Origin of the sequence: Dokdonia ponticola, from assembly GCF_042653865.1 — a bacterium.
GTDB lineage: Bacteria > Bacteroidota > Bacteroidia > Flavobacteriales > Flavobacteriaceae > Dokdonia > Dokdonia ponticola.
In genome coordinates, this window is sequence record NZ_JBHSFV010000009.1 from 121,463 (window position 1) to 147,915 (window position 26,453).

22 protein-coding genes and 1 tRNA gene are annotated in these 26,453 nt (G+C 37.3%); 10 read left to right on the top strand and 13 right to left on the bottom strand.

What is annotated here, in order from left to right; translation table 11 throughout:
• The first annotated feature begins 16 nt into the window (after positions 1-16).
• The 3 genes from ACFO3O_RS14575 (at position 17) to ACFO3O_RS14585 (ending at position 4,428) form a co-directional block, all read left to right on the top strand.
• Positions 17-101 (top strand) — tRNA-Leu (locus ACFO3O_RS14575).
• Between the two features lie 723 nt (positions 102-824).
• Positions 825-1,925, top strand: coding sequence for a slipin family protein (locus ACFO3O_RS14580; protein WP_379980067.1), 1,101 nt, complete (start codon positions 825-827; stop codon positions 1,923-1,925).
• 310 nt (positions 1,926-2,235) lie between these two features.
• Positions 2,236-4,428: a T9SS type A sorting domain-containing protein gene (locus tag ACFO3O_RS14585; protein ID WP_379980069.1), complete on the top strand. Its 2,193-nt coding sequence runs from the start codon at positions 2,236-2,238 to the stop codon at positions 4,426-4,428.
• A gap of 830 nt (positions 4,429-5,258) precedes the next feature.
• Here ACFO3O_RS14585 and ACFO3O_RS14590 read toward each other — a convergent pair.
• The 3 genes from ACFO3O_RS14590 to ACFO3O_RS14600 form a co-directional block, all read right to left on the bottom strand.
• Positions 5,259-5,675, bottom strand: a complete 417-nt coding sequence (locus tag ACFO3O_RS14590) for a hypothetical protein (protein ID WP_379980071.1) — start codon at positions 5,673-5,675, stop codon at positions 5,259-5,261.
• 1 nt (position 5,676) lies between these two features.
• Positions 5,677-8,046: a hypothetical protein gene (locus tag ACFO3O_RS14595; protein WP_379980073.1), complete on the bottom strand. Its 2,370-nt coding sequence runs from the start codon at positions 8,044-8,046 to the stop codon at positions 5,677-5,679.
• 179 nt (positions 8,047-8,225) lie between these two features.
• On the bottom strand, positions 8,226-11,726 hold the full coding sequence (locus ACFO3O_RS14600; RefSeq protein WP_379980075.1) for a hypothetical protein: 3,501 nt from the start codon (positions 11,724-11,726) through the stop codon (positions 8,226-8,228).
• An 814-nt stretch (positions 11,727-12,540) separates the two neighbouring features.
• On the opposite strand from ACFO3O_RS14600, the gene ACFO3O_RS14605 reads away from it, so the two are divergent.
• Positions 12,541-13,350 carry a S24 family peptidase gene (locus tag ACFO3O_RS14605; RefSeq protein ID WP_379980077.1) on the top strand — a complete coding sequence of 270 codons (810 nt, stop codon included), beginning with the start codon at positions 12,541-12,543 and terminating at the stop codon, positions 13,348-13,350.
• Positions 13,351-13,440: 90 nt separating this feature from the next.
• Here ACFO3O_RS14605 and ACFO3O_RS14610 read toward each other — a convergent pair whose 3' ends face one another.
• The 5 genes from ACFO3O_RS14610 to ACFO3O_RS14630 all read right to left on the bottom strand — a co-directional run bounded on the left by ACFO3O_RS14610 (position 13,441) and on the right by ACFO3O_RS14630 (position 18,962).
• Positions 13,441-14,304, bottom strand: a complete 864-nt coding sequence (locus ACFO3O_RS14610; protein WP_379980079.1) for a cupin-like domain-containing protein — start codon at positions 14,302-14,304, stop codon at positions 13,441-13,443.
• Positions 14,305-14,390: 86 nt separating this feature from the next.
• Complete coding sequence (bioB, locus tag ACFO3O_RS14615; RefSeq protein WP_379980081.1) at positions 14,391-15,482, bottom strand: biotin synthase BioB; 1,092 nt, start codon at positions 15,480-15,482, stop codon at positions 14,391-14,393.
• Between the two features lie 168 nt (positions 15,483-15,650).
• Positions 15,651-17,045 (bottom strand): flotillin family protein, encoded by a 1,395-nt coding sequence (locus ACFO3O_RS14620; protein WP_379980297.1) that lies wholly within the window; start codon positions 17,043-17,045, stop codon positions 15,651-15,653.
• A 44-nt stretch (positions 17,046-17,089) separates the two neighbouring features.
• Positions 17,090-17,665 carry a hypothetical protein gene (locus tag ACFO3O_RS14625; RefSeq protein WP_379980083.1) on the bottom strand — a complete coding sequence of 192 codons (576 nt, stop codon included), beginning with the start codon at positions 17,663-17,665 and terminating at the stop codon, positions 17,090-17,092.
• A 70-nt stretch (positions 17,666-17,735) separates the two neighbouring features.
• Entirely contained in the window at positions 17,736-18,962 is a 1,227-nt protein-coding gene (locus tag ACFO3O_RS14630) for a beta-ketoacyl synthase N-terminal-like domain-containing protein (protein WP_379980085.1), read from the bottom strand.
• A gap of 210 nt (positions 18,963-19,172) precedes the next feature.
• Between ACFO3O_RS14630 and ACFO3O_RS14635 the strand changes: the two genes are divergently transcribed.
• Entirely contained in the window at positions 19,173-19,586 is a 414-nt protein-coding gene (locus tag ACFO3O_RS14635) for a cytochrome c oxidase assembly factor Coa1 family protein (protein ID WP_379980087.1), read from the top strand.
• Positions 19,587-19,608: 22 nt separating this feature from the next.
• The gene (locus tag ACFO3O_RS14640; protein WP_379980089.1) at positions 19,609-20,067 is read left to right on the top strand and encodes a cytochrome c oxidase assembly factor Coa1 family protein; all 459 of its coding nucleotides are present in this window, start codon (positions 19,609-19,611) and stop codon (positions 20,065-20,067) included.
• Between the two features lie 267 nt (positions 20,068-20,334).
• Here the strand turns inward: ACFO3O_RS14640 and bioA are convergent, their stop codons facing one another.
• The 5 genes from bioA to ACFO3O_RS14665 all read right to left on the bottom strand — a co-directional run bounded on the left by bioA (position 20,335) and on the right by ACFO3O_RS14665 (position 24,439).
• Entirely contained in the window at positions 20,335-21,600 is a 1,266-nt protein-coding gene (bioA, locus tag ACFO3O_RS14645; protein WP_379980091.1) for an adenosylmethionine--8-amino-7-oxononanoate transaminase, read from the bottom strand.
• An 80-nt stretch (positions 21,601-21,680) separates the two neighbouring features.
• Positions 21,681-22,304 (bottom strand): dethiobiotin synthase, encoded by a 624-nt coding sequence (bioD, locus tag ACFO3O_RS14650; RefSeq protein WP_379980093.1) that lies wholly within the window; start codon positions 22,302-22,304, stop codon positions 21,681-21,683.
• The gene (locus ACFO3O_RS14655) at positions 22,305-22,682 is read right to left on the bottom strand and encodes a putative signal transducing protein (protein WP_379980095.1); all 378 of its coding nucleotides are present in this window, start codon (positions 22,680-22,682) and stop codon (positions 22,305-22,307) included. It abuts the gene before it with no gap.
• Positions 22,672-23,907 (bottom strand): aminotransferase class I/II-fold pyridoxal phosphate-dependent enzyme, encoded by a 1,236-nt coding sequence (locus ACFO3O_RS14660; protein ID WP_379980097.1) that lies wholly within the window; start codon positions 23,905-23,907, stop codon positions 22,672-22,674. Before ACFO3O_RS14660 ends, ACFO3O_RS14655 begins: the two co-directional genes overlap by 11 nt.
• Positions 23,891-24,439, bottom strand: a complete 549-nt coding sequence (locus ACFO3O_RS14665) for a hypothetical protein (RefSeq protein ID WP_379980098.1) — start codon at positions 24,437-24,439, stop codon at positions 23,891-23,893. Before ACFO3O_RS14665 ends, ACFO3O_RS14660 begins: the two co-directional genes overlap by 17 nt.
• Positions 24,440-24,552: 113 nt before the next feature.
• On the opposite strand from ACFO3O_RS14665, the gene ACFO3O_RS14670 reads away from it, so the two are divergent.
• The 4 genes from ACFO3O_RS14670 to ACFO3O_RS14685 are packed head-to-tail and all read left to right on the top strand — an operon-like array spanning position 24,553 to position 26,356.
• Positions 24,553-25,059, top strand: a complete 507-nt coding sequence (locus ACFO3O_RS14670) for a DUF2975 domain-containing protein (protein WP_379980100.1) — start codon at positions 24,553-24,555, stop codon at positions 25,057-25,059.
• An 11-nt stretch (positions 25,060-25,070) separates the two neighbouring features.
• Positions 25,071-25,547: a hypothetical protein gene (locus tag ACFO3O_RS14675; protein ID WP_379980102.1), complete on the top strand. Its 477-nt coding sequence runs from the start codon at positions 25,071-25,073 to the stop codon at positions 25,545-25,547.
• A gap of 3 nt (positions 25,548-25,550) precedes the next feature.
• Entirely contained in the window at positions 25,551-25,757 is a 207-nt protein-coding gene (locus ACFO3O_RS14680) for a helix-turn-helix domain-containing protein (protein WP_379980104.1), read from the top strand.
• Positions 25,758-25,789: 32 nt separating this feature from the next.
• Positions 25,790-26,356 carry a hypothetical protein gene (locus tag ACFO3O_RS14685; protein ID WP_379980106.1) on the top strand — a complete coding sequence of 189 codons (567 nt, stop codon included), beginning with the start codon at positions 25,790-25,792 and terminating at the stop codon, positions 26,354-26,356.
• The last annotated feature ends 97 nt before the right edge of the window (positions 26,357-26,453 follow it).

Genomic DNA, 26,453 nt, shown 5'->3' on the forward strand with positions numbered 1-26,453 from the left:
CCCACTCCTGATATCAGGATGGCGGAATTGGTAAACGCACCAGATTTAGGCTCTGGCAAAACGAGACGTAGCTGTCATAGGTTCGAATCCTATCAGGTCCACTACATCATATAGAAAAATATGGACCTGTAGCTCAGCGGGTAGAGCACTACACTTTTTTGACGTTTGGGGATACGTTACATCTCCACCACCAAGCTGATCACCTTATAAAACTGATCAACAGATAGTTCATCTGTAAGTATTGAACAATACAAGAACGATCCGTTAAACTTCAATTCGTTGAAGTAAAACAGATCTAACATGTACTTTGAATGATGGATGCTAGCCATCACAAAATGAGTGCTTTTTTCCTGTATTCGTTTCGGCAAATAATGGATTTTGATCTTTTATTTCTCGTTTCAAATCTTTTAAAAACCACTCATGGGTAGATGGATACCATCGGTTATTCCGTATGTGCGAGATGATGGTTTTTGTATTGTTTTTTTTAGAAATCCGCTTTCGCGAAAGCTTACTCAGGCACAATAGAGATATTAAACTCCACTATAAGCCTTGGAACCTGAAAATCGACCAAAGGTCGAAATAGTAAACTATAGGTCCCGCTAAAAAGCGGGATTAGTTCAACTAGTTATTTTGAATTCATCCTTTGGATTTTTTCAAAATAGCGTTTCACTAATAAAAGTAGCGAAATGAATATAGAACATTACTTCTCTGTGTACCGGTCATAGAAGTGATATAGGGGATATCCCCGCAAAATTGAAGTGTAACCAGTTTCCAAAAATGGGAGCAAAAACAAAGAGATATCCGCATAGGCGGGTATAAAAATTATGAAAAGAGTACGTATCAACGCCGGTAAAATCGGCTTAGTATTTAGGCATGGTGATTACCACCGTGTACTAACAGAGGGGATCCACTGGGTAGGCTTTCGCGAAAGCGTAACCCTATACAACACCGCTCTTTCTTTTACATCAAATACCATTGACCTAGAAGTCTTTTTAAGAGACGAAGCACTCGTGGCTTTATGGCATGTAATTGATGTATTGGATCACGAACTTGTGATTGTATATAAAAACAAAAAATACAGTCAGACGCTTACAGCAGGACGTTATGTTTTCTGGAAAGGGCTTGTAGATTATCAATTTACACGTGCCGATCTTACAAAGATTCACATCACTGAAAAAATTGATACCGCAGTGTTTGCTAAGTACGATTTACTAAAGCATATTCGTGTGTTTGAAGTAGCGTCTTACGAGAAAGCAGTCATGCTCGTCAATGATGAATATGTACAAACCTTAACAGGGGGTACCTATCGTTTCTGGCGCAATGACACGACGATCAAGATCGCAAAAGCAGATATGAGGCAGTTACAGCTGGAAATTGCAGGTCAAGAATTACTGACGAAAGATAAAGCGACGGTACGTTTGAATTTTCATGCGCAGTATAAAGTGACAGATCTTGAAAAAGCGTTGCTAGACACCAAAGACTATGAAAAGCAATTATATGTATCCTTACAACTTGCTTTACGTGCCTACGTGGGAAGTTACTCACTAGATGAGTTGCTAGAAAGCAAAGAAGCGCTCGCACAGTCTGTATTTGAAAACAGTAAAGAGACCTCAGAAAAATTAGGGGTTACTGTGTTGAGTTGCGGTGTGCGTGATGTGATTCTCACCGGAGATATGAAAGAGATCATGAACCGCGTATTGATTGCACAAAAAACAGCGCAAGCACATGTGATTACGCGTAGAGAAGAAACCGCAAGCACCCGTAGTTTATTGAACACGGCAAAGCTTATGGAAGACAACGAGATGCTTTACAAGCTTAAAGAGATGGAGTATGTAGAAAAAATCGCTGATAAAGTTGGCGAAATTACACTCTCTGGAAACAGCGGCATGGTAAAGCAGCTAAAGGAACTATTTACAACAAAATAGTGATCCTATATCCAAAACGTCAAGGGGTTCCTCTTGGCGTTTTTTTTGTAACTCACATGATGCGTTAAGACTTCGTTAAAGTGTATTGCTTCTTAAAGCTGTAATCAATTTCTTAATATCTCATACGGCTTTAACATATTCCACTGACACCCTTTATCTTACGCATATTCCATCTTAAAATATTTATTAAAAAATCTATGGTATTTTTTAAATAGTCGTTATCTTTGAGAAGCAACCACCCCTTTTTCAAGTAAAAAAAGGGAATTATTGACCATTCTACAGATATTACTCACCATTTAAAAAAAAAGACATGATACGAACATTACTCTGTGTATTCATTATTTGTTTAGGTACTGTTTCTTCCATTTCGCAAGAATCTATTGCAAGGGAATGGAACGAAGAACTTCTAGAGGCGATCCGTAATGATTTTGCACGACCTACGGTTCATGCTCGTAATCTTTTTCATACCTCAGCATTAATGTATGATGCGTGGGCTATTTTTGACGACACGGCTGTCCCTTTATTTTTAGGAAAGTCTTTTGGCGGTTTTCAAATCCCTTTTGATGGCATTGCAATTCCCGATAATGAAGCCGATTTGGAAGCAGCTAGAAATGAAGTCATCAGCTATGCCGTATTTCGATTATTAATGCATCGTTTTGATGGATCTCCAGGCGAAGACGACACCTTGCCGGCACTGGAAGCGAAATTTGCTGAATTATCCTACGATGCCTCTTTTACAGATACTGATTATAGCACAGGATCGTATGCGGCTTTAGGAAACTATATGGCCGAGCAAATGATTGCTTTTGGATTACAAGACGGGTCTAATGAAGATTTTGATTATGGAAATACGTCCTATCTTCCTGTCAATGATCCTTTAGTTTTAGATGTATACGAAGAAACCAATGATATTGATCCTAATAGATGGCAACCCCTGGCTTTTGAGTTTTTTATAGATCAGTCAGGTAATGTGATTCCTGGTGGGGTGCCTGAATTTTTAAGTCCAGAATGGGGACAAGTCACACCTTTCGCTTTAAGCGAAGAAGATTTAGATATTTTTCCTGTGAATGGTTTTGATTATTACGTCTATAACGATCCAGGAGCACCTTCTCTTATTCAAGATTCTGATGGCAACGCCTTAGAAGATCCTTATAAGTGGGGATTTGGATTGGTCGCTTCTTGGTCAAAACACCTAGATCCTGCCGATGGAGTGATGATTGATATTTCGCCTGCTAGTATTGGAAATATACAAAGCTATCCTACTACGTTTGAAGAATATCAGGCATTTTACGATTTTGAAAATGGTGGAGATGCAAGTATTGGTCACGATGTAAATCCTGTCACTGGACAGCCGTACCCAACACAAATGGTGCCTAGAGGCGATTATGCGAGAGTACTTGCTGAGTTTTGGGCAGATGGCCCTGACTCAGAAACCCCTCCTGGGCACTGGTTTACCATTTTAAATTACGTAAATGACAATCCGCTGACGGTGAAGAAAATTGGTGGCGAAGGAGAAACCTTGAGTGATTTAGAATGGGATATTAAAACCTATTTCTTACTCGGTGCTGCCATGCATGATAGTGCTGTCAATACATGGGGATTAAAAGGCTATTATGATTATGTACGTCCTATTTCTGCGTTGCGTTATATGGCGGGTAAAGGGCAGAGTGATGATAATACATTAGCTAATTATGATCCGCACGGACTTCCACTTATCGACGGACTTATTGAAGTAATCCAAGTAGGCGATCCGCTTGCGGGGGACAATGATGAGTTTGTAGGGGATCTTAAAATGAACGTTTGGAAAGGCCCTGATTATATAAATGACCCAGATATAGATGTGGCGGGTGTGGATTGGGTGTATGCCAACAGATGGTGGCCTTATCAACGTGGTACTTTTGTAACACCTCCTTTTGCGGGCTATATTTCTGGCCACTCTACGTTTTCTCGTGCTGCAGCAGAAATCTTAGCACTTGTGACTGGTGATCCCTTTTTTCCAGGAGGTGTTGGTACTTTTGAAGTCGTTCAAAATGAATTTCTTGTTTTTGAAGAAGGACCTTCTGTGAATATGACCTTACAATGGGCTACCTATAAAGATGCTTCAGATCAAACCAGTTTATCAAGAATCTGGGGAGGGATTCACCCCCCTATAGACGATATTCCCGGACGTATATTGGGAGAACAAATTGGGCAAGATGTCTATGAGCGAGGGCTTGCGTATTTTTCTGGAGCTGCATTAAGCACTGAAGAAGTTACTCTGACACCGGTTACTGTATTTCCAAATCCTGTGAATGACCTCTTACAAATCTCAGGGAATTATCAAGGAAATGTATCTTTTACCGTGTATAGCATTGATGGAAAAAGGGTGCTTTCTGAAACCAAGCAAATGACATCAAATAACACCACGCTTAATGTAGAAAAACTCACCACAGGGATTTACTTTTTAGCGATTGTTGATCAAGTTCAAAACTCGTCACAGACGGTTAAGATTATAAAGGAGTGATCATCTTTTAAAAGATTTTATAATTTACACTCCTGTCTATCGATAAGCAGGTTTGCGAAAAATAAAAAGACCATCACTTCTGACGGTCTTTTTACTTTTCAATAATCCTTAATCAGGAAGGTTTAATTTTATACGACGAATTTTCTCGTTAACTAATCCTGAAAATGTAAATCTCCCTGCTAGCGCCCGTCTGTGACGGGTGACGTATGGAGTAAAAACCAAACAATTACAACTTCATTTCCTACAACCAGAAAAGGCGTCCCTAGCTATTCCAAAATACAAAAAGCTATGATGGTTGGTCATAGCTTTTTGTTTATTTTCGTTTCGGATTACTTACTATATAACTAGTTAGTAGAAGTGAGAATATTCTTTATTAGGGACCCCGCTCCCGCCAGTTTGTAACTGGTGGCATTCTGAGTAAGAAATCTAATACACAGATTACCCCATAAATCCTACATCATCAATCTTTAATATCGTATGATCCTCTGCATAATTCCGAGCACTTGAATATTTCCATGCTGTTGCTTCTGTCTCCCCTTATCGGTTGGGTTGTTATCCACAATTATTGAAATTGTAAACAAAGAAAATAAAAAGAAGCAAAAACAAAAGAAAATCAATCACTTACAGTATTATTAACTTCGTTATTAAGTCTCTATGTGAATAACAATGCTAAACTAAGGGCTAGCGCCCGTCTGTGACGGGTGCCGTATGGAGTAAAACCCAAACAATTATAACTTCATTTCTTCAACCAGAAGAGGCGCCCTAGCTATCCCAAAATACAAAAAGCTATGATTTAGCATCATAAGATATATTGTTGTTTTCTGATTATTCTAAAACGATCTTTGTAACCAAGGAATATTATTATTTTGTAAATCTTCAATAGTATAAAATTGTGTGGTTGACTCATCAGCAATTATCATTTCTGAATAAAATGGCAAAAATTCTTTTAAAAACATATGTATAAATCGTTCTTCAAAAGATTCGTGATCTATAGATAGCGCAATAAAATATTCTTCCTCATCTACAATTACTTTATCTCTCTTAAATTCTTCAGAATTCATTACTCTTATTCCTAAAAAATGAAAATCTTCATCATTGACATCTAAATATAAATCTAAATCTGCTAAACTAGAATACAGATTCTCTTTCTCTTTTCTAAGATTTAATTTATCCGCAATGCTTTCAATTGAATTAACAATAATTTCTTTTTCCTTGTAATTCTTTAGTAGTAAATATTTATTATTCATTTTAATAAAGTTTTTTAAGATTGTTTACCCCTTCAATAAAAATAACTCCTTGGTCTTTTAATTCTTTTAGAATAATATTATTAAAATTAAATGTACCTAAATTGTCATATACTACAACAACTTTTTTCTTAAAAGGATTCATATATTTTAAAGAAGTGGTTTCATTGATAGGTAAATATTTTTGCATTTGAACCTTTAATTGTTCAATATTATGACTGTTATGTAATTGTGATTTTGCTTCAATAATATATTGTTTTGTTCCAAAATCAATATCCCCATTCAATCTTTTTTGAGGCTTTAATTGTGTTACATTATTAAAAAAATCTGTTATTTCATCTCCAAAACGCTTTGCTAATTCAAACATTTTCTTTGCAACCTCTGCTTCAAACTTTGCACCAATAGTAGGTGGGCTTTTAAAAGCTTTATTAATATTTTCTAAAATCACTTTCTCAGAAAGTTTAGCCCATCTAAGTTCAACTCCTGAAGCGTTTTTCCAAAACCAATTTCCTGCTTCTAATCTTAACCCTAACTTCTCTATTTCCAACAATTCATCCAAAAACTTTAAAATCTCTTGATCTTTTGCAGCGTGGGTAAATATCTTATTCTTTATAAAACCATTAATTTCTTTTGCCGCACCACTTGCTATAACTTGTCCTCTATAGTATAATGCGTAAACTAATTTACCATCTACTATAGCATCTAATACCAAAACATTAAGATTCCATAAGCGTTGTGCTTTTTGTATAGTTATAGATAAGCCATTTATAGCCCGTATGCTTTCAAAAGGTACTATTTTAAAAGAAACTTTACCAAAGTTTGCGATCTCTACATTAATGATTGCATTAAAAAGTAATACACGTATACGTTCCCTAATTGCAGCGGCTTTTGCACCTTTTAATCTACGCAATCTAGCTAATGTTTTAGGTCCATTTTTTATAACACCTTGACGTATCGCAGAGCTTATACTCACAACAGCAGTTGCGATACTTATTTTTTCCCAATTTTCTATAAACCAATCACCTTCTTCTGTTCCTTTTAAACGTGCTTTTCTAAAAATAAGAATAAGGTCACCTAGACCAACAGCAATTTCTGTAACAGCTATGACTGCAACTATTCCTGTCGCACCAGCCCCAAGTACTCCAAAAGAAACTAGTGTTGCAACTACAGTAGCGATTATAGCTACTCCTGTAATAATAGTATTCCATTCTGTTTCATTAGAAAAAAATTTTACTTCTAAGGCAGATGCAAAACGTATATCACCAGTGACTTCATCTTCTAAAGCTATAAGATCCAAAGGGTTAAATTTTGTTTGGATTTGTTGCACAACCTCTCTAATTTTAGAAGTTCCGATACTCATACTCCCCCCAGGAAATCCGACGCCACCAGCAGATGTTGTCACCGTTGCTCCTTCCCTATATGTATATTGTTGTAAAAACACTGTATTCTGACTATCAGTTACAGACAGATTACTATCTACTATATAATTTTTTCCTATAAGAAATTTTGCAACAGAGGCTTCCCCGCTAATAAAGCTAGCTATAGAAGTTATAAAAGTTGTAAAATCTACTTTTTTAGCATCGCTTAGAGCATTATATATCCTAAGTACATCTTCTGGATGTTTTTTAAAATCATTATAGGCAATTGTCAGATCATTAAATCCATACATGATATTTAATATTGCAGAACCTGTGTCTATAAACCAACTGTCTAAATCATATGCAGTTAATAATTTTAAATCTTTAACCAATTGTTCATCTCCACGTTGACTGATAACAAATCTCGGAGCTCTCTGATACAACCATTTTAATAATTCTTCATCTTCAGAAGTACTTCTGAAAGCTTTATTAAAGGCATTAATGATCTTGTTTCTAACTTGTTCATTCTCTCTAGCACCTATATAATTAGACAAAGCAGAGTAATCTTCATAACTACCTGATGTTAACTCAATAGCTACTTCATCTTGATGTGCGTATTTAATCTTCTTAACAAAAGAAATTGACTTCCCTAATTCTAATTTAAAATCAAACAACACTTTATGTTGTCGTATAGAAACAGTTCCTAATTTTTTATTTAATTTTCCTACTAATTGTAAGCTTCGCTTTTCTCCACTAGAAGAATCTATCTTCATAGGAATTTGACTTTCATAATCAATCTCCTGATCTCCGCCAACTTCATCCTTTATTACTATTGTCTGTCGATCTGCCTCATAATTTTTATAGTAATAAGGAATTGGGGTACCACTTGCCAAATCCTTTCCTAAAGCCTCAAAGTCTATTGGCCAAGTAAAAAAACCCTCTCCAGACCCTGTATCCTCTTCAAACACAATGGGCGGACTAAACCCTAATTGGTCTGCAAATTTAAATTTGCTCATTTTTTATGTTTTTTTTATTTATATCTACACGCACACACGTGCCTCATAGCCTTATCGCAGCCCATATCCTGAATTATAGGATATGGACTGTTTTTGCTTTCGCGAACCTGTCTATCGGCAGGCAGGAGCGTAACCACTACTAACGCTCGCAAAAGGGATAAGGTTTTAAATAGTGCCTCTTAAAAGGCAGCTTCTCCACCGCCTCCTTCTGGAGGAGTTTCTGTTCCTGTTTTTCCTTTTAGAGTCTCTGTAGTCTCTAAGATTGTATTTTCAAGCTCTCCTTTAGGATCAAAACAAGGAAGTCCTCCTTCATCAAGTATCGCAGATTTTGCTTGTACAATGGTAAGTGAGGTAGGCACTCTGGTTTCCCAAGTAGATTCTACTTCGCCTTCTGTACTTTGTAATTCCTGCATAATAGAAAGGTAGGTTTCATTATCTGTAGTCATGCCTTGACCTGTCCATAATTCACCTGTTTCTAAGTACCAGTTGGCAGCGGCTTCAAATCCTGGTCGTATTGGTAAAACCACACGTGCCATTCCTGCTTGTAAAAAGGCTTGAAATAATGGATCAGAACCATTTCTTTGTTGGAATAATTTTACCCAATCTTTTTTAGCTGCATAGAAGTATGGATATAAGGTATAAGCCATTAAATCCCAATCAAACACTTGCTCAAAGAAACGCACTGTTTCTGCATGTGTTTGTAAGGCTTGAGATGCGTTAATTGGACTCACACAGGTCTCTGGATTCATACCCTGATAATGATCTTGAGCAAAATTCAGATCACATTGTTCTGCCATCAGCTCGATACAAAGACGCTTTAATTCTTTTTGTTCAAGACTTCTGTTAAACAACGGGTTAAATCTAACATCCTCTGTAGTTTCAGTTACTGGCGCATCAAAAATAGCTTTCGCATCTTTATACTCAGCAAGACGCTCTTGATACGCTGTTTTAATGGCATTATAGGTTTCGTTCTGCCATTGTTGCTTTGGTTCAGAATTAAGGTAACAATGCGCTACAATATTAAAATTAATAGGTTCTACGTCTTCTGTTGCGATAGAGATAGGAAGTACCCCTGTGATCAGATTATTGAGAGGGGCATTATTTACTATAAGATCTTTCCAAACCTCAGTAGTTCCAAATGAAAATTTGCTATCTCCTACATAGATTGCTGCACTAGACAGGTCATCAGTCCCTTCAGCAATGATATTTCCTCGTATATCTACCGCACTACATCTATAGCCTTCAGGAAGTTCTATTTCATAGTCTTTCGTATTTCTACTAAGATTTTTAACTCCTTCCGCTTCTTCTCCAAAAAATTTATGACTAAAGGACTTTCCTATTCTTAAAAGAGGAGCCGGATATGCATTTACCTCGGCATTATATAATGCTGCAGCATCTTGATAGTTTTCTGCATCAAGATCTGCTGGGCTATTTATATTCTGACTCTCTAAGGTTACTGGTGGTATAGGCTCCACCATATCATTTGTATTAGTATCGCCATTCTCAAGACGTTTTTTTATGGCCTCTTTAAAGAAACGTGATGGTTCTGGAACGGTAAATTCATAAATGAGTCGTTTGCCATAATTCACCAATTGGTTTTTATAGATTTTGTCAACCCATCTGTATACACCCGTAATATGCTGATCACCTAGCGTATTATCAAAACCGTGCACATTATTTTCTTCAAATTCTCTTAACATAATAGAGGTACGACGTGTACTCACTTTTTGTACCACACGTTCTAGAGCACGCTCAGTTACTTCTTGCGCATACGATTGTGCTTGTGAATTTGAATTTGATGTAGAAGTCGACGAAGAAAAATCTGCGTAGGCACCTAAGTTAAAAGAAACGCCTCCTACTCCTTTTGGGCTATAATTAAAGTTTGCTGTAGCTCCGTAATTTTGAGATTCGTCTTCATTGATGACCGCAGACACTTCTGTTTGTAGTTCATTACGCTCTGTGGTGGTCGTATCTGTTAGATTTTCTACTTCACGCTCACTTGTTGTCTCTGTCTCTGTTTGTAAACTGGTAAGACTACGGGTACTACGCTCCTTATATTCACGTGCAAGAATATTCTCAATATGAGATACTTCTCCTGGCACATAACATAAGATTTCTTGTTCTACACGTCTAAAATCTGCAATCCCTAGACTTGTTAAACCGAAGACTTTTTTGTCTGGGAGTGTTGTGCTGGGTTGTGGTATGCTATTATTAAAATATCCCATAGTTGCTCTGTCTACATAAACTCTATGAGTGAAAATAAAATTTCCATTATTAGTATAAATCTCTCCTTCTATATCATAATATGTTGTGTTTTCTGGGAAAATAACCCCCTCTGGAAATAATGCTATTGTTAAAAAGTCTCCATCGTTTAATACTTCATAAGAGACATTATCAAATTGATCTCCTGATGAAAAAAACGTAATTTCATAATCTATTTCAAAAAGATTCGTACTTGTTATTCCATTAAAAATTTGCATTATTATATTACGGCTTCCATCGCTTGTTTGCTCATGAAGTGGAATGAAACTATAATCATACCCCCCTTCTTCTGTTTCAGCTCTTGTTTCCAATGGCACCACATTTCCTGCAATACGGATGTTCTTAGGTTGAGATGACGGTGCTAATGTCCTTATTTCTTGCGTACGCTCTTGAATACGTTTTGTTATAACCTCTTTAACCTCCTCTAACGTATCATACAAAGAAAGCTCTTCTACTAGCTTTTGAGAAGTCATAAATCCTAAGGATTTTTCTGACAACCTAGTCGTTAAATAGGTGCCTGTTGGATCTATAGGTGTAAATGTAAATGTTTCTCTATCCATCGCCACTAACTCAGCACTCCTATCTGTCGCTGGGACATCTCCTTCAGGCTCTCCTTTATTAGGGTTATCAGCAATCACATCATCTACTCGTTTGTTAAATAGATCTAATGCTTCTTTAAAAGCACGTTTATTTTCCTTGTCATAGAGAATTTCTATTTTTTCTATTTCTGAGCGTACTTCTTGATATTTTTCAACTTCTCTTTCTAAAAGCACTCGTTTTATTGTGTTTTCTCTTTTTGTAGCTTCTTTATAAACAGGCTTTTTATGTATACCATTATATTTATTTGACTCTAATTGCGTTAGAACATTTGGAATCACAACTACTGCATTTGCTCTTCGTACAAACTCTTCTACTTGATCTTCAGTAAAGGTAATTTCTTCTGTAGACCCTGCCCTGAACGTTTCAAATGCCTTTAAAAATTGGTTTGCAACGAGTACTTGAATTAAGGCATTTCGCACATGAGTAGCTGTATTTTCAAAAGCTTGATATAAAAGATTTTCCCAAATCAATAACTCTTGAGTTTCTGTTAACTCAACGGCTGTTTTTTTATTATCATAAATACTAGCATAGGATAACACATTCTTAGTACGCATTAGCCAAGACGAAAAATCATACAAACTTTGATTCTGATTCCGAATCTCGCTTTTATTTTGAAAAGCAGTATAGGCTGTATGAGCTGCCTTTAAATTTAATTTTTTTGATGCCTCATCACTGGTCTCTGCCACTGTAATAAAATTACTTTGAGTTGTATCCGGATGAAAGACAAACCCTATCGTATTGGTGCTTTCATCTACTAGTTGCGGGTTTCTTAAAGTGACAAACCTAAACAGGTTTGCTTTTGAAGGTTTCTTATTCATTTTTTATTATTTAAAGTTAAAATTGGACATAGGTGTCCTATTGAGATTATGGTCTCGTTTTTTTGGAGGTGTTTGGTAAGATGATCACAAATGCTAGGCGTTAGCATTGTGTAAAGGTCAAGAGGCTTTTATTTAAAAGCACTCCATACAGATCTAGTGGGTTGTATTAAAACCAGATGATGATAGCCTATTGTAGGCTTATTGTCTATCATTTGCTACAGTTACATGTGGGCATAGGAATCCCATGCTGACAGGTATAATGTCAATTTATTATTACCTCAACATGAAGTTTTAATATACCCCTAGATTTTTTCTATTTTTATAAAAATAACTTCTTAAAAAAAGCATCACATATGTTAGAAAACTATGGAATATCGTTCTTTTTTAAAGCGTGTTCTTAAAAGATACGCTCTTTATACAAATAGGACTGTTAGTATGTAAGGGATGTCAATATGCCTTGCATACTGTCCCTAAAAAAAGAGTTTACTAAAGGATCATTAATTTTTTCACAGCTTTTAAAAAGTTATTAAGTTCATACCCATCCTCACTTGAGGATCTTATAAACGCTTTTCTTAAAGTGGTGCTTGAAAAGTGTTCTTCATTTTCATATATTCTACAATAATCACTCGTAACTCCTAGGTTCTTGCTACCATCTGTTTATTGTATAATGTCAAATATATTTTACAAATGTTTAATTATTCGACATTTTTTTGTAATTTAGCGCTAACTACCGTACAAATATAAAACATTTTGCAACTTAAAACAAACATTTGTGTTATTTTTTTCACAAAATGCAAAATAAAAAACTGCCCCTATGGAAACTATAAATGATAAGATAAAAAACATTATCCGGCATTTTGGATTCAATAATTTTTCCTTTTCAAAAGAAATCGGTGTCACCGGAACCACAGTCGACAGTATCGTAAATGGTAGACCTCAACCTGATGGCTCTCGAAAGAAAACAAAGCCTGGGTATGATGTCCTCTTGTCTATCATAGAAACCTTTAAAATCAACCCAGACTACCTCTTTGGACAAAGCGATATCATGCTCAGAGAAGACACTTCCAAAATTCAAACATATTCTGGAATGCCACAAGTGGTCGCTGTAAATCAATCTGGCGAAGAGAATGTCGTATATGTACCTATAAAAGCTAGAGCAGGCTATCTAGACGGCTATGGCGATACCGAATATATCGAGACACTTCCTACCTTTCACATGCCACACCTCACCAACGGCACCTACCGTTGCTTTGAAGTGCACGGCAACTCTATGGTACGTACTTTTTTTGACGGAGATCTTGTTTTTGGAAAATATGTAGAAGACTTAAACGATATTAAAGATGGTCGTGTGTATATCATCGTAAGTAAAAATGATGGTATTGTTTTAAAACGCACGATTAATCGAATTGCAGAGCGCGGAAAACTTATTTTAAAGAGTGATAATACCGACGGTAACTACCCTACCTACACCATGAATGCCGAAGACATTATGGAAGTATGGTATGTCACAATGTATGCTTCCAAACAAATGCCAGAACCTGTCGATATTTACCAACGCCTACACGAGTTAGAAAGTAAAGTGGTTGACCTTGAAGAGAATTTACAACAAAAGCTTTTAAATTAATTTTTAAAACAGTATTTCCTTTTAAACAGGTTATGCTTTCTCGAACCTGCCTGTCGACAGACAGGAGCGGATAAAACTGCGATAAAAGCCCTACATCAATCCGTGTAATTCATGCGTTTTTGTGAGGGCCTTTTCATTCTTTTCATCAATCCACGCTTGCCCTTTGCGACGACGCATAAAATTATCAAAATGACGCATTACAAAAATATTATACAAGGCATAGCCAAGATGTTTCGGCTTTCGCGGAAGCGAACGTAAACTCATACTAAAGCCAGGCGTTTCATACTTCATAAAATGCCAATAACCTTCTGGCATATATAAAGTTTCTCCATGATTGAGATGACAGATATAGCCTTTTGCTTTTTTTAGAACAGGGAACTTCTCATAGTCAGGATGGTCAAAATCAATATCTTCTCTAGTAATCAAACTATGAGGAACTTTGTATAAGTTTTTGGTCTCACTTGGCGGAAAAAGAATGCATTGTTTTCTGCCTTCAAAATGAAAATGCAAAATATTTGCCCAATCAATATCATGATGCATAAACACCTTACTATTTTCTCCTCCAAAAAATAACATAGGCAGTTGTTTTAACAACCGAAGTCCTACGTCAGGAAACTTAAAATCCTGTCTCAAGTCAGGCACTTCTTTCATCAGATTGTATAAGAAAATACGATAATTGGTAGGTGCTGTTTTAAGAAGATGGATATAATCACGCATTTTCATGGTGGCATGTGCTTGATTAAACCCTTCATCATGCTTTACGTGACGATCGTCATAAAGAGACACTTTTTTGTTCCCTGCAATTTCTTGTATATAAGATAAAGACCACTTTGTGTAGGCCGGCCAGTCATTTATAAGGCTTTCAATAACCACTGGTTTTTGTGGCTTTACATACTTGGCTACAAATGCTTTTTTCGAAATGGTATGTACGCGCGCTATTTGTTGTAACTCCATAAACAAGATGATTGTACCCCTAAAGATACCAAAAGCCCATTTTTGTTACAAAAATGGGCTTTATAAAATTATTTTTCTTTAAAAAGCTATTTACTTTTTGCAGCAAGTTTTGCTTCTTCGTTACGCTCTATTTTATGATCTGGGCGTGTCCATTTGGGTTTTTCCCCAAGAGATTCGTATTGTGAATCTGCCGCTTCTACTGTTTCTGGTTGTGCCTTTTTTACAAAAGGTTTTTGGGGTGTCAATCCCAGTAATTCAAACATTTTCATGTCTTCTCCTACGTCTGGGTTAGGTGTTGTCAATAGCTTATCTCCTGCAAAAATAGAATTAGCTCCTGCAAAGAAACACATGGCTTGCCCTTCTCTACTCATTTCTGTTCTTCCTGCCGAAAGTCGTACTTGCGTTTGTGGCATCACAATTCGCGTCGTCGCCACCATTCGGATCATTTCCCAAATAGAGATCGGTTCAATAGCTTCCATTGGAGTTCCTGGCACAGCAACCAGTGCATTAATAGGTACTGACTCTGGTTGTGGATCTAGGGTTGCCAATGCCACGAGCATTCCTGCGCGATCCTCTACCGCTTCTCCCATGCCTATAATTCCTCCACTACAAACCGTTACATTGGTTTTACGCACATTAGATATCGTATCCAAACGATCTTCAAAGGCACGTGTAGAGATCACATCTTTATAATAATCTTCAGAGGTGTCTAGGTTATGGTTATATGCATACAATCCTGCTTCTGCAAGACGTTGTGCTTGATTCTCAGTGACCATACCTAATGTACAGCATACCTCCATATCCAATTTATTAATGGTACGCACCATTTCTAATACATCATCAAACTCAGGCCCATCTTTTACATTACGCCAAGCAGCTCCCATACACACTCTAGAACTCCCAGAGGCTTTAGCTCGTAAGGCTTGCGCTTTTACGTGCTGCACAGACATTAGGTCATTCCCTTCTATATCAGTGTGGTAACGCGCTGCTTGCGGACAATATCCACAATCTTCTGGGCAGCCTCCTGTCTTGATAGAAAGCAAAGTAGATACTTGTACGGTATTAGGATCATGATGTAAACGGTGCACCGTTGCTGCGTCATACAGCAATTCCATCATGGGTTTGTTATAAATAGATAGGATTTCTTCTTTGGTCCAGTTGTGTCTGATTTCACTCATACGTCAAAAATAAGAAAACAGTGGTTATGATTTTATTTCTTCTCGATAAATATACTTAAAAAGTCCGCTTTCGCGAAAGCGTATAAAGAATCTTACAAATTTGTTTCAACATGAAAAATCCGCCATGACAGCGGATTTTTATTTGTAAGCGTTACGGTTGAGTATCGCCTATTCTTCATCTTCTTTTACCTCTTCGGCATCTTCTATCGCATCGGTAGGCGCTGATTTGTCTTTTCCTTTTAAATACTCTGGAAGATCCATTCCTGCCATGTTAAACATTTCCTGTAATGGTGGTACCGCCCCATACATTCCTGAGATAAAGTTGGACGTTGATGTTTTTCCATCTTTTGCACTTCCGTTTTCCCAAACGGTGACTTTATCTATTTTAATGTTCTTGATGGCTTCTGCTTGTGTTGCAACAAGTTCGGGCAGTTTATCTGCGATTAATAATAATACAGCGTCTTTCGAGTTATTTCCTGCTGCTTTTACAATTTGATCAAGACCGGCTGCTTGCTTAGTTAATACTTCATATAACCCTTGTGCCTCTGCTTTTGCCTTAAATAAAATCGCATCTGCTTCTCCTTTGGCACGACGTCTTATTTTTTCAGCCTCAGCCTCAGCATCAATCTCTACTTTACGTTTATCAATTTCAGCAGGAACAATAATATCTGCTTCTTGCGAAGAACGCTCTCTATCTGCACGGGCAAGTTCGGCATCTTTTTCTGCTGCATACGATTCTTCCAATGCTTTGGCACTTTGTACTTTCTCAGATGCAATTGCGACACGCTCTGCTTCTGCTTCACGCTGACGACGCAATGAGTCTGAATTGGCTACTGCAATTTTTGCTTGGTTTTCTCCTTCAACCGCTTGTGCATTTGCAGCCGCTACCTGTGTACGTTCATCCTGAACCGCATTTGCTTCTCCAATAGATCCATCACGTGTTTTTTCTGCTACAGATTTACGTGCGGCATTAATGGCATGCGCTGCGGCTTCTTTTCCTAAAGCTTCGATATAGCCAGACTCATCAACAATATCAGTAATATTTACGTTGATTAATTTAAGCCCTACTTTCTTTAGTTCTCCTTCAACACTTTGTGAAATGTTGGTCAGAAATTTATCTCTATCGGAGTTAATTTCTTCAATATCCATAGATGCAACCACCAGACGTAACTGACCAAAAATAATCTCCATCGCCAATTCTTTTACATCTTCCATACGTAATCCTAATAAGCGCTCTGCAGCATTTTGCATCACGCCCGGTTCTGTAGAGATACCAATCGTAAATCGAGAAGGTACATTTACACGAATGTTTTGCTTACTTAACGCATTCACAAGGTTGACCTCAATAGACATAGGTGTTAAATCAAGAAATTCATAATCTTGAAACACTGGGATGATAAAAGCAGCACCTCCATGAATACATTTGGCAGACTGCCCCCCACTTACTTTTCCATACACCACCAGAATACGGTCTGATGGACATCGTTTATAACGACGTATAATGAAAATGACAATCATAAAAAGAATAAGAGCCACTGCTCCAATGGTTATAACACCTGCCATACCATCTGTTTGTAATAGCAATAATTTTGACATAAAAATTTAGATTATTTAGTTAATGATACAATTAGAATTCCGTTTGCCGTTACTTCTTTTACTTGCACGACAGTATTGGTAGTTAGATCTTCATTTTCATCCGTAAGCGCTTCGAGTTCGCGTAATGCTCCCTGTACCGTAATTTGTACTTTGCCTATCCGAGAGCGATTGGCTCCTATGGTAAGATATACAGATCCTATTTGACCTATCGCGTTTTTCATTTGCAAGGTACCACTACTGGTCATTTTACGCATTTGATACAGCAAAAAAGCCATCACAAACATCATCGCTAAGCCACAGAGTGCAGCAAGGAGTACTACAATTCCTTTAGACATACCCGCATCCAAAAAAGAGATGCCACTCCATCCAAAAATGGTAAAAAAGGCAACTAAATTTTTAAAGCTAAAAAACTGAAAACTGATTCCTGTATCTCCTTCGATTTCGGCATCTACATCTCCCTCTATACCATCGGTGTCTCCACCTAAAAAAGTAGTTACTAAAACAATAACCATAAACACAGAAGCAATCAAAGCGATACCCCAAAAGACTTGCTCAAAACTAGAGAGCGCATTATACCATTCTTGCATATGAAACTTTTTAAAATGATTAGAAAATTAACTTGGAAAAGATAACGACTTTATAGATGACGGCAAAGCTTTATATTGAGACTAATACGCTGACTGCATTCCCTCCAAAACCAACGGCATTTATAAGAATATTACGGAGCTTTTTGGGTCTTGTTGCCTCTTCCAAATACGGAATGCCTACATAGGTTTGACGTTGTAACATCTGTACGGCAAGTTTGAGACTTAACAGCCCACTCGCACCAAACGTGTGACCTATCTTCCACTTATTTGTAGTTAATAAAGGAAGTTTGTTACAAAAAACCGCGTTTATAGCTTCTATTTCTGATTGATCTCCCTTTACTGTACCAGGGGCATGCATCACAATCGCATCAATTTCTGACGTGTCAAGATCGCCTATGGCCATTTGCATAGAACGTTGAAAACAACTCCCGTTTGCTGATAGTGATACGGCGTGTTGCAATGTTTCTGTTGCGTAGCCAATTCCTGTAATATAGGCTAGTGCATTTTCTTTTTTACCCAGTTCCAAACACGCCATGCCTGCGCCTTCTCCCAGTACCATCGTATTTGAAGTCTTGGTAAGATCAAACGCTTTGCAATAGTATGGTGAATTATTGATTGAAGGAGATTCCCTATTGTTGCGTGAGGTTCCCGCCTGCGCAGCGGTCTCCTTCTTCAAAGGGATCAATTTCATAGCGCGCATTTGTGCGATGGTAAAGGGGGTCAATGCCGCTTCACTCCCACCTACTAAAAATTTAGATGCCATCCCTGATTGTAACCAAGCCACACCGTTCAATACCGCATGTAAAGCAGTACTACAGGTGATAGAGTGTGAAATATCAGGCCCCGTACTTTTGAGGTCTTGTGCTACCCATGAAGCTATATTTCCTAAAGTGGTAGAAGGAGAAGCATGTGTTGCAGTTGTTCCTAGCTCCTGGCTGTCGGCATATAGTTTCGCGAAAGCGTCATAATGTTTTTCAAACAACTGTGTAGCTCCTCTGGACGAACCTATATTAACTCCAAAATCACCTTGCTCCCATCCAGATTGTGCTAAAGCTTCACGAGCCGCTACTACAGCATACAAAACAGAATTATCTAACCTTTTATAATGTGCGTTTTCGTTTCGTAAAGCATCAATACGCGCATATGCCTCCTCTGTTAATCTAGCGACAGGCGCTTGCAACACCTCATCCCATGTGATGGCCGTTTTTGAGTTTAAATACATCTCCCATTGTTGGTGATCTGTTACTCCTAAGGGAGAGATCGAAGCAAGTCCTGTAATCGCAATGGGTGTTTTCAAAAAAGAATATTTTTTACAAAAATACCATTTCAAAAATGTAGGGAAAACTAAAAAAGGAAGTTTGTTTACGTCTTCACGTAACATATCTGTATTTTCACCTACTTATGAATGAAACTCAACATTGTTAGTTAGATGAATCCCACTTCATAGTGGAATCTAGACACAAAGTTTAGTTCTAGTATATTATTTATTTAGAAATAACTGTTTACTATGGAAGAAGAGATACGTCAAAGTTGGTGGAAACGCAATTGGAAATGGGCACTCCCATCTGGTGGATGTCTCACTATTTTGATCATTATTGCTATCATTGTCATTACTAGTATTAACACCTTATCCAAAAGTACGTCTATCATGGCATTTATTAATGTGGTCAGAGAACTTCAATCAAATGCAGAAGTCGCCGAAGCATTAGGAAAACCCATTGAAATACGAGATGAAACCTACGATCCTGAAGCATCACCCGATCATCTAGATTTAGAAATGCAACTAGACGGTCAAAAAGCAGATGGAACCCTTATCGTAAAAGCAGATAAAATTGATGGGAAATGGGTCTATACCGTTTTTGCAATCACAGTAGAAGGCACAGACCAAGTTATTGACCTTGCAAAAAGTTTAAATGACTAACTTTACAAAATAACACACACTAATGACTGATCAAAACGAACTTATCGAACAAAAATCTTGGTGGAATCGCAACTGGAAATGGGTGGTTCCTGTAGGTGGTTGTTTGACACTTATTATTTTATTTATCGCTTTTTTAGCTACGGTGATTTTTGGGGCTACCAAAATGATGAGTGGTTCAGAGCCGTATCAAGATAGCCTTACGAAAGCACAACAGAACGAACAGGTCATTGAGTTATTGGGCGAGCCTATAGAAACAGTTGGAATCATGCAGGGGAGTATTAGTTTTAGTAACAATGATGGAGATGCTGATATTAGGATTCCGATTAAAGGACCCAATGGAGAAGGCATTATTTATGTTGTTGCCGAAAAACGCAATGATGTCTGGACCTACAGCGAGCAAGAAGTACGTATCGATCAAAACAATGAAGTGATTGATTTGCTGAATGAAGGGCTGGATCAGGAGGACGAGGAGGAGTATTAAAAATACATGTTTAACTAGTAAGGTTCGGCTTTGGTAGGACATAAGACCGCTTCGCTATTAGACATAAGACCTATTCTTAATCGCTTTATAGCCCAAAAAATCACCTCTACATAAGGCAGGAATAAATCTGCATGTATTCTAATCACATACTAGTACTTCAATTTCTAGATGGATTGCGTCGGGACAGTAAATTATGCCTGTTGAGTTCTCGACTGTGCTCGAATAGAAGGAATGATTTAATGCTTCGGTAGGCTCGCATGCTAAACATCAAAACACCTCCAGCGCATCTTCTATAGCTTTATAAATACTATCTAACTGCGCATCTGTAATCACATAAGGAGGCAAGACATAAATGGTATTCCCTAGTGGTCGTAGGGCAACACCTCGATCCATGAAATGTGTATATAACTGATTCCGCAAGCTTCCGTAGCGTTCCATTTTGGTGTTGAGTTCAAAGGCAAAAATGACACCTTGTACGCGTGCATTCAACACTTTGGGGTGGGTTTTTATTGCTTTCGCGAAAGCGGTATGACGTTCCTTAATATGCTTGATTTGATGTTGAATGTCTTCACTAATCAGTAAATCTATCCCCGCAATGGCAGCCGCGCAAGCCATGGGATTGGCACTATAGGTATGGGCATGAAAAAAACCCTTAGACACCGTATCATCTAGAAAAGCATCATAGATTTTTTGCGTACAGGTTGTCAAACTCATAGGCACGAGACCTGCGGTAAGTGCCTTGCTCAAGCACATAATATCGGGATAGGTAGTGAGGTGTAATGACGCAAAATGCTTCCCTGTTTTTCCGAAACCTGTCATGACCTCATCGGCAATAGTGACAATATCATTTGCTTTACAAAGGTGTAGAATTGCTTCTAATCCTGTAGCATCATGCATTTGCATTCCAGCCGCACCTTGCACTAAAGGCTCGTACACAAAACCTGCACAGGAATGCGTATCAATAATAGTTTGTAATGTGTGAAGCACTTTTTTGAGATTATCTACTTTGGGCGTAGGAATGCGCTGTACGTTTAAAAAATAGTCCTCAAAAGGACCGTTGTAAACGGAGAGTCCGCTTACAGACATAGCACCAAAGGTATCGCCATGAAATCCATCTTCAAAAGCGATGAGCGTGTTGCGTTTTTCTCCTTTGTTATGATGGTATTGCAATGCCATTTTAATACCTGCCTCTACCGCTGTAGAGCCATTGTCATTAAAAAAGATTTTTTGCTGATTATCTGGAAGAATACTAAGTACTTTTTGGGCAAGTGTGGTCGCTGGCTGATGTGTAAATCCAGTAAAAACAATCTGATCCAGTGTTTGCATCTGAGCAGTCACTTGCTCAATAATATACGGATGACAATGTCCGTACATAGCGGTGTACCAAGAGGCGATTCCATCTATGTATTCCTTTCCGTCTTCGGCATAGAGTAATGCCCCTTTTGCACGAACAATAGGGATGGGTGCACTACTCGTTTTGTGCTGGGTTAGGGGATGCCAAATATGTGCTTGATCTATCTTAGAAATACTCATATACAATACAGGATTAATTGCCTTACAAAGGTAACGAACATCCGCTACGTACTTCTTACATACGAGACTTTTCTATTGGTTTACAATGCTTCCAGAGCTTCTTTAAATAGCGTGGCATATTCACTCACCACGTGTGCATCAATATAAGGCTCTTCATCGATACGCCCAATGATAGGAACTTGTGCCATTTTTGTGATAATGTCTTCAGTGGTAGGGTGTTCATCTCCAGAAAAAATAATCCCTGCGGCAGTAAGATTTCTACTTTTTAAAGCCTCTACGGTGAGTAAGGTGTGGTTAATACTTCCTAAATAATGTCGAGATACGATAATAATCTTATCGGTAGGCTGGATCAAATCGATAATCGTATCTATATCGTTAAGAGGTACTAGGAGTCCGCCAGCGCCTTCTATGACTAGGCTGTTTTTTGTTTTAGGTCGCTTAATCGCAGACAGTTGTATCTCAATTCCATCAATCGCTGCTGCAGCATGCGGACTCATGGGCGTGTGTAATGCAAATGAGTTATCGTGATATTGCGATATATCGTTTGATACTAAACGCTTTATTTTATGGGTATCGCTATTGTCTAACTCTCCAGCTTGCACAGGTTTCCAATAATCAGCTTCTAGCGCTTCTGTGACAATAGCAGCAGCAACCGTTTTCCCTACTTCTGTGGAGATTCCTGTTATGAAGTATGTGCTTTTCATTTAAAAAATAGTATTGCAATCGTTACAGATATGTTTTGTTTTTTCAAAAAAGGGAAATAGCATATAGAAAATATTTTTTCTTTCAAGTGGGGCTATTAATACGCGTGTTGAATTACATTGGGGACAATGGATATCATTACCCTCTTCATCTTTGCTATATTGTCTTATCTCATTATATATAGCTCTTGCTTTTTTGAGATCTTCATTATAGACAAGTAGCTTCACACCTCCTACAGCTTGGCTTATAAGAGGATCTGAATCAATTGTTTTTTCATCCATCAAAACAGCATCTATATTTTCTACTTCGAGTTTGGATTTTATGACTTGAGCTTCGCTAGAGAATTCAAAAACTTCTAGAACTGTATAATTATCCTTCATGATGTTGTTTTAAATCTATAAAAGTAGCTAAAGTCGTTAGAAGATTCGTTATTTCTACTTCTGTATTAAAACTATGCAGGCAAAATCGTAAGCGTTCTTGTCCCTCGGGTACTGTGGGAGAGAGAATAGGTTGTATGTTGTAACCATATTGGGTAAGCTTTCGCGAAAGCGTTTTAACCCTTTCCACCCCAGGAATAATGATGCATTGTATGGCGGAGGTACTGTCTATAAACGAAGACTGAATTCCAAGAGAAGCCGCTATCGATCTAAATACTTGAATGTTTTTTTGTAATGCTCCAATAGCGGGATGCGGCATCCGGTCATTACTAAGGTGACGATATGCCACAAAAATAGTGGCTAAGGTATGTGGGGGCAAGGCGGTGGTATAAATAAGCGAACGTGCAAAATTAATCAAGTACTCTCGCAACGCTTCACTCCCCAAAATAGCGGCTCCGTGCGTACCCATGGCTTTCCCAAAAGTTACCACCCGAGCAAACACCCGTTTTTGTAATCCTAATGTCTGCACTAATCCTTGACCACGACTGCCTATCACTCCTGTAGCATGTGCCTCATCTACAACAAGATATGCATGGTATTTTTCACAGAGAGCTTGCATCATCATCAGGTCAGGGCTGTCTCCATCCATAGAAAAAACAGATTCGGTGACGACGTAGATTTCTCTTTCTAAAATACTATCTTCTTGTTTTACCTCCTCTCCCGTTCGGGTATCTCCTCCTAAAAGGGGAGAAGCTAACTTTTGCTTCTCTAAAAGCCTTTCTAAGCTATCCAGATTATTATGCAAAAATTTATATGCTTTTGCATTACTCATGGTGATACCATCGCGGATACTTGCATGGATATACTCGTCATACAAAATCACATCACCCCGTTGAGGTACACTCTGAAAGAAACCAATATTAGCGTCATAGCCAGCATTGAAAATAAGAGCTGTTTCACTTTCGTGAAAACGTGTAATAGCAGCTTCAACGATCGGATATAAAGCATGATTCCCCGACAACAATCTACTTCCTGTAGCGCCTTGGCTAGAAATTCCATTTTTCTGAAGGAGCTGAGACGCTTCTTCCAAAAGGTGTCCATTTTTTGAAAATCCTAGATAATCATTGGAGGAGAAGTCAATAAGATTCGCTGGTAATTTCAATGTACGCAAGGTATCATTGGCTTCACGAGCGGCTATTTTTTTTTGGAGTTTATGAGGAAGTTTCATTGAGTTGCTTTCGCCATTTATCTTTATCTACCCACTTATAATCATTAGGCGTTGTTGCATCTAACAGGTCTATATTTAGTTGTTCTGAAAGATCAAATCCTATTAAAAATGCTTCCTTATAATCTGGATTGGTGTATAATTCCCAATGCTTATTGGTATCGTACCATAGGTTGACTTCAAAGATATAATTTCCATCTTTCAAAGGTTGTTGAAAAACCGATACGTATTCTGGAGATTGAATCTTTTTCCATTGTCCTAAAACTAATGGTCCTACTTCAAAGGTTGCTTTAAACTCTTTTGACTGCGGTTTTATTTGTATTCCCTTTTTATAGCAAAGACCTACTCCTGCAATCAACAAAAAAACACCCATTTCCATAAAATCTCTATGCGTTTCTAAGTCGTCAATAGCTGGAGATTGAGAGAAATATAACCAAAAAACATACGCACAGGCCGTGAAGCATACAGCTGCTGAAATAACTTGCCAAAGAGGTCTTCGCGTATCAGCGATGATTATTTTTTCTTTTTTCATCATTCAAATATACCTTGAAAATTTAATTGATAAAAATGAACTTTATTATTAAAAAAGAGCAATTTATTATTGTTTTTCAATAATTTTTATATATTTGTTATCGTAAAACAATAATTATGAAATCACTTTCTTTTTTAAAAACACTTATTAATATCTATTACTATTTGATGTTACTTGCTTTTGCCATTGGGCTTATTACAGCTCCTATTTTACTGTTTACTCAAAAAAAGTATGACATTTCTTTTTTGGGTACTACAATCAACCTTACGGATATCACTTTATGGAAAAGTAGTATTGCGCTCGTTCTTATAGCCATTATTTTCTTTCTGTATTTTAGGTCTATACACCTTATTAAAAATAGTGTAGATCATATTTCTAAAGGAGCCTATTTTACAGAGTATATCATTGGTAATTTTAAAAAAATTGGAAAGCTATTTATTGGTGTAGGTATAGGAGCCACGGCTGTAAAAATGGTTATAACGCTTCTTTTAGAAAGCCAGATTGGTTTTAGCTTAGATTCCACTTTATTTATTTTTATCATTCTAGGACTCTTCTTTTTGTTTTTAAGTGAAGCCTTTGAGAAAGCTAGTCAGCTTAAAGAAGAAAACGAACTCACCATCTAATTTTACACATCATGACCAAAATAAAAATATTACTGGGCATCATTCTTATTGTTGTCCTTTTCAATTTCTTCAAACTCTTTTACTATTTCTTTAATTTAAATTCCCTAGACGAGCTTTTAAATTCAGACACGCAAGCGCATTTTCTCATTTTTGTGTACGCACTTACCATAATGATCTTTTTTGTAGCTCAAATTGCCTTATCTAAAGGGATATGGCACATCATCTCTCAAGGGTATTTCAACTCAAAAAGCATAAAATCAATTCGTTTATCAGGTATTTTACTTTTACTTTTTGGAATTATCATGCTCATTTGGAGATTATATACTGTTTTTTATTACTCAGAATATAGCAATGTCTTACTGCCGTATAATGTTGTTCAAGCTATTGAAAATGGGTACACTATTATTTTAGGCTTTGGATTAATTACTATTGCGAGTGTTTTGAAAAATGGATTGCATATAAAGTCTGAAAACGAACTAACCATATAACCTATGCCTATTATTATTAACCTAGATATGATGCTTGTTAAACGTAAGATGAAGAGTAAAGAGCTGGCAGAGATTGTGGGTATCACTGAAGCAAACCTGTCTATTCTTAAATCTGGAAAGGCAAAAGCAGTTCGTTTTTCGACATTAGAAGCTATTTGCAAAGCATTAGACTGTCAGCCAGGAGATATTTTGGAATATACAGAAGAATAACCTCATTACAATCAATTAGTAATCTACATAGTATGAAAACACAACAACTCATAAGTATCCTGAAATTTATATTTTGGATCGTCTTTATTAGTCTTTTAATTACAGTAGGTGTATTAGTATTCACTTTTGGCTTGGGTTCTATAGATCCTGAAAAAGCTAGAATTATATACCTAAATCTTGATCTTTTTAAACTTCGTACAACAGACATAAGAGCATTTTGGGCGGTAGGTTCTCTCTCAATCACTGTGGTAAGCTTACATGCCTACATCGCATACCTTGCTATAAAAATAGCAACTACAGGGAATTTAAGACATCCTTTTACAGAAGCTACAGCGATTCTTATCTCAAAAATTAGTCAATTAGCATTAGGTTGTGGGATCATTTCAATTATTGCGGATCGATACTGTCGACGTTTGATAAAAAAAGGATTTGAGGCCGATTTAACTTTGGGTGGTCAACGTTTCATAGAAGAAGGAATTGAGATTGATTTTACTTTGAGTGGTAAAGAATTTTTATTTCTTGCTGCTATTCTTTTTTTTATTGCAAAAGTATTCCAGAGAGGCATCGAATTACAGACAGAAAATGATTTAACGGTGTAGCAACTAGCGTAGTTTAAAACGGACTATTCTTTGGCTTTACACGCTTTCGCGAAAGCGAACTCTTACTCATTTATAGTGTAATACATGCAAAAAGTTA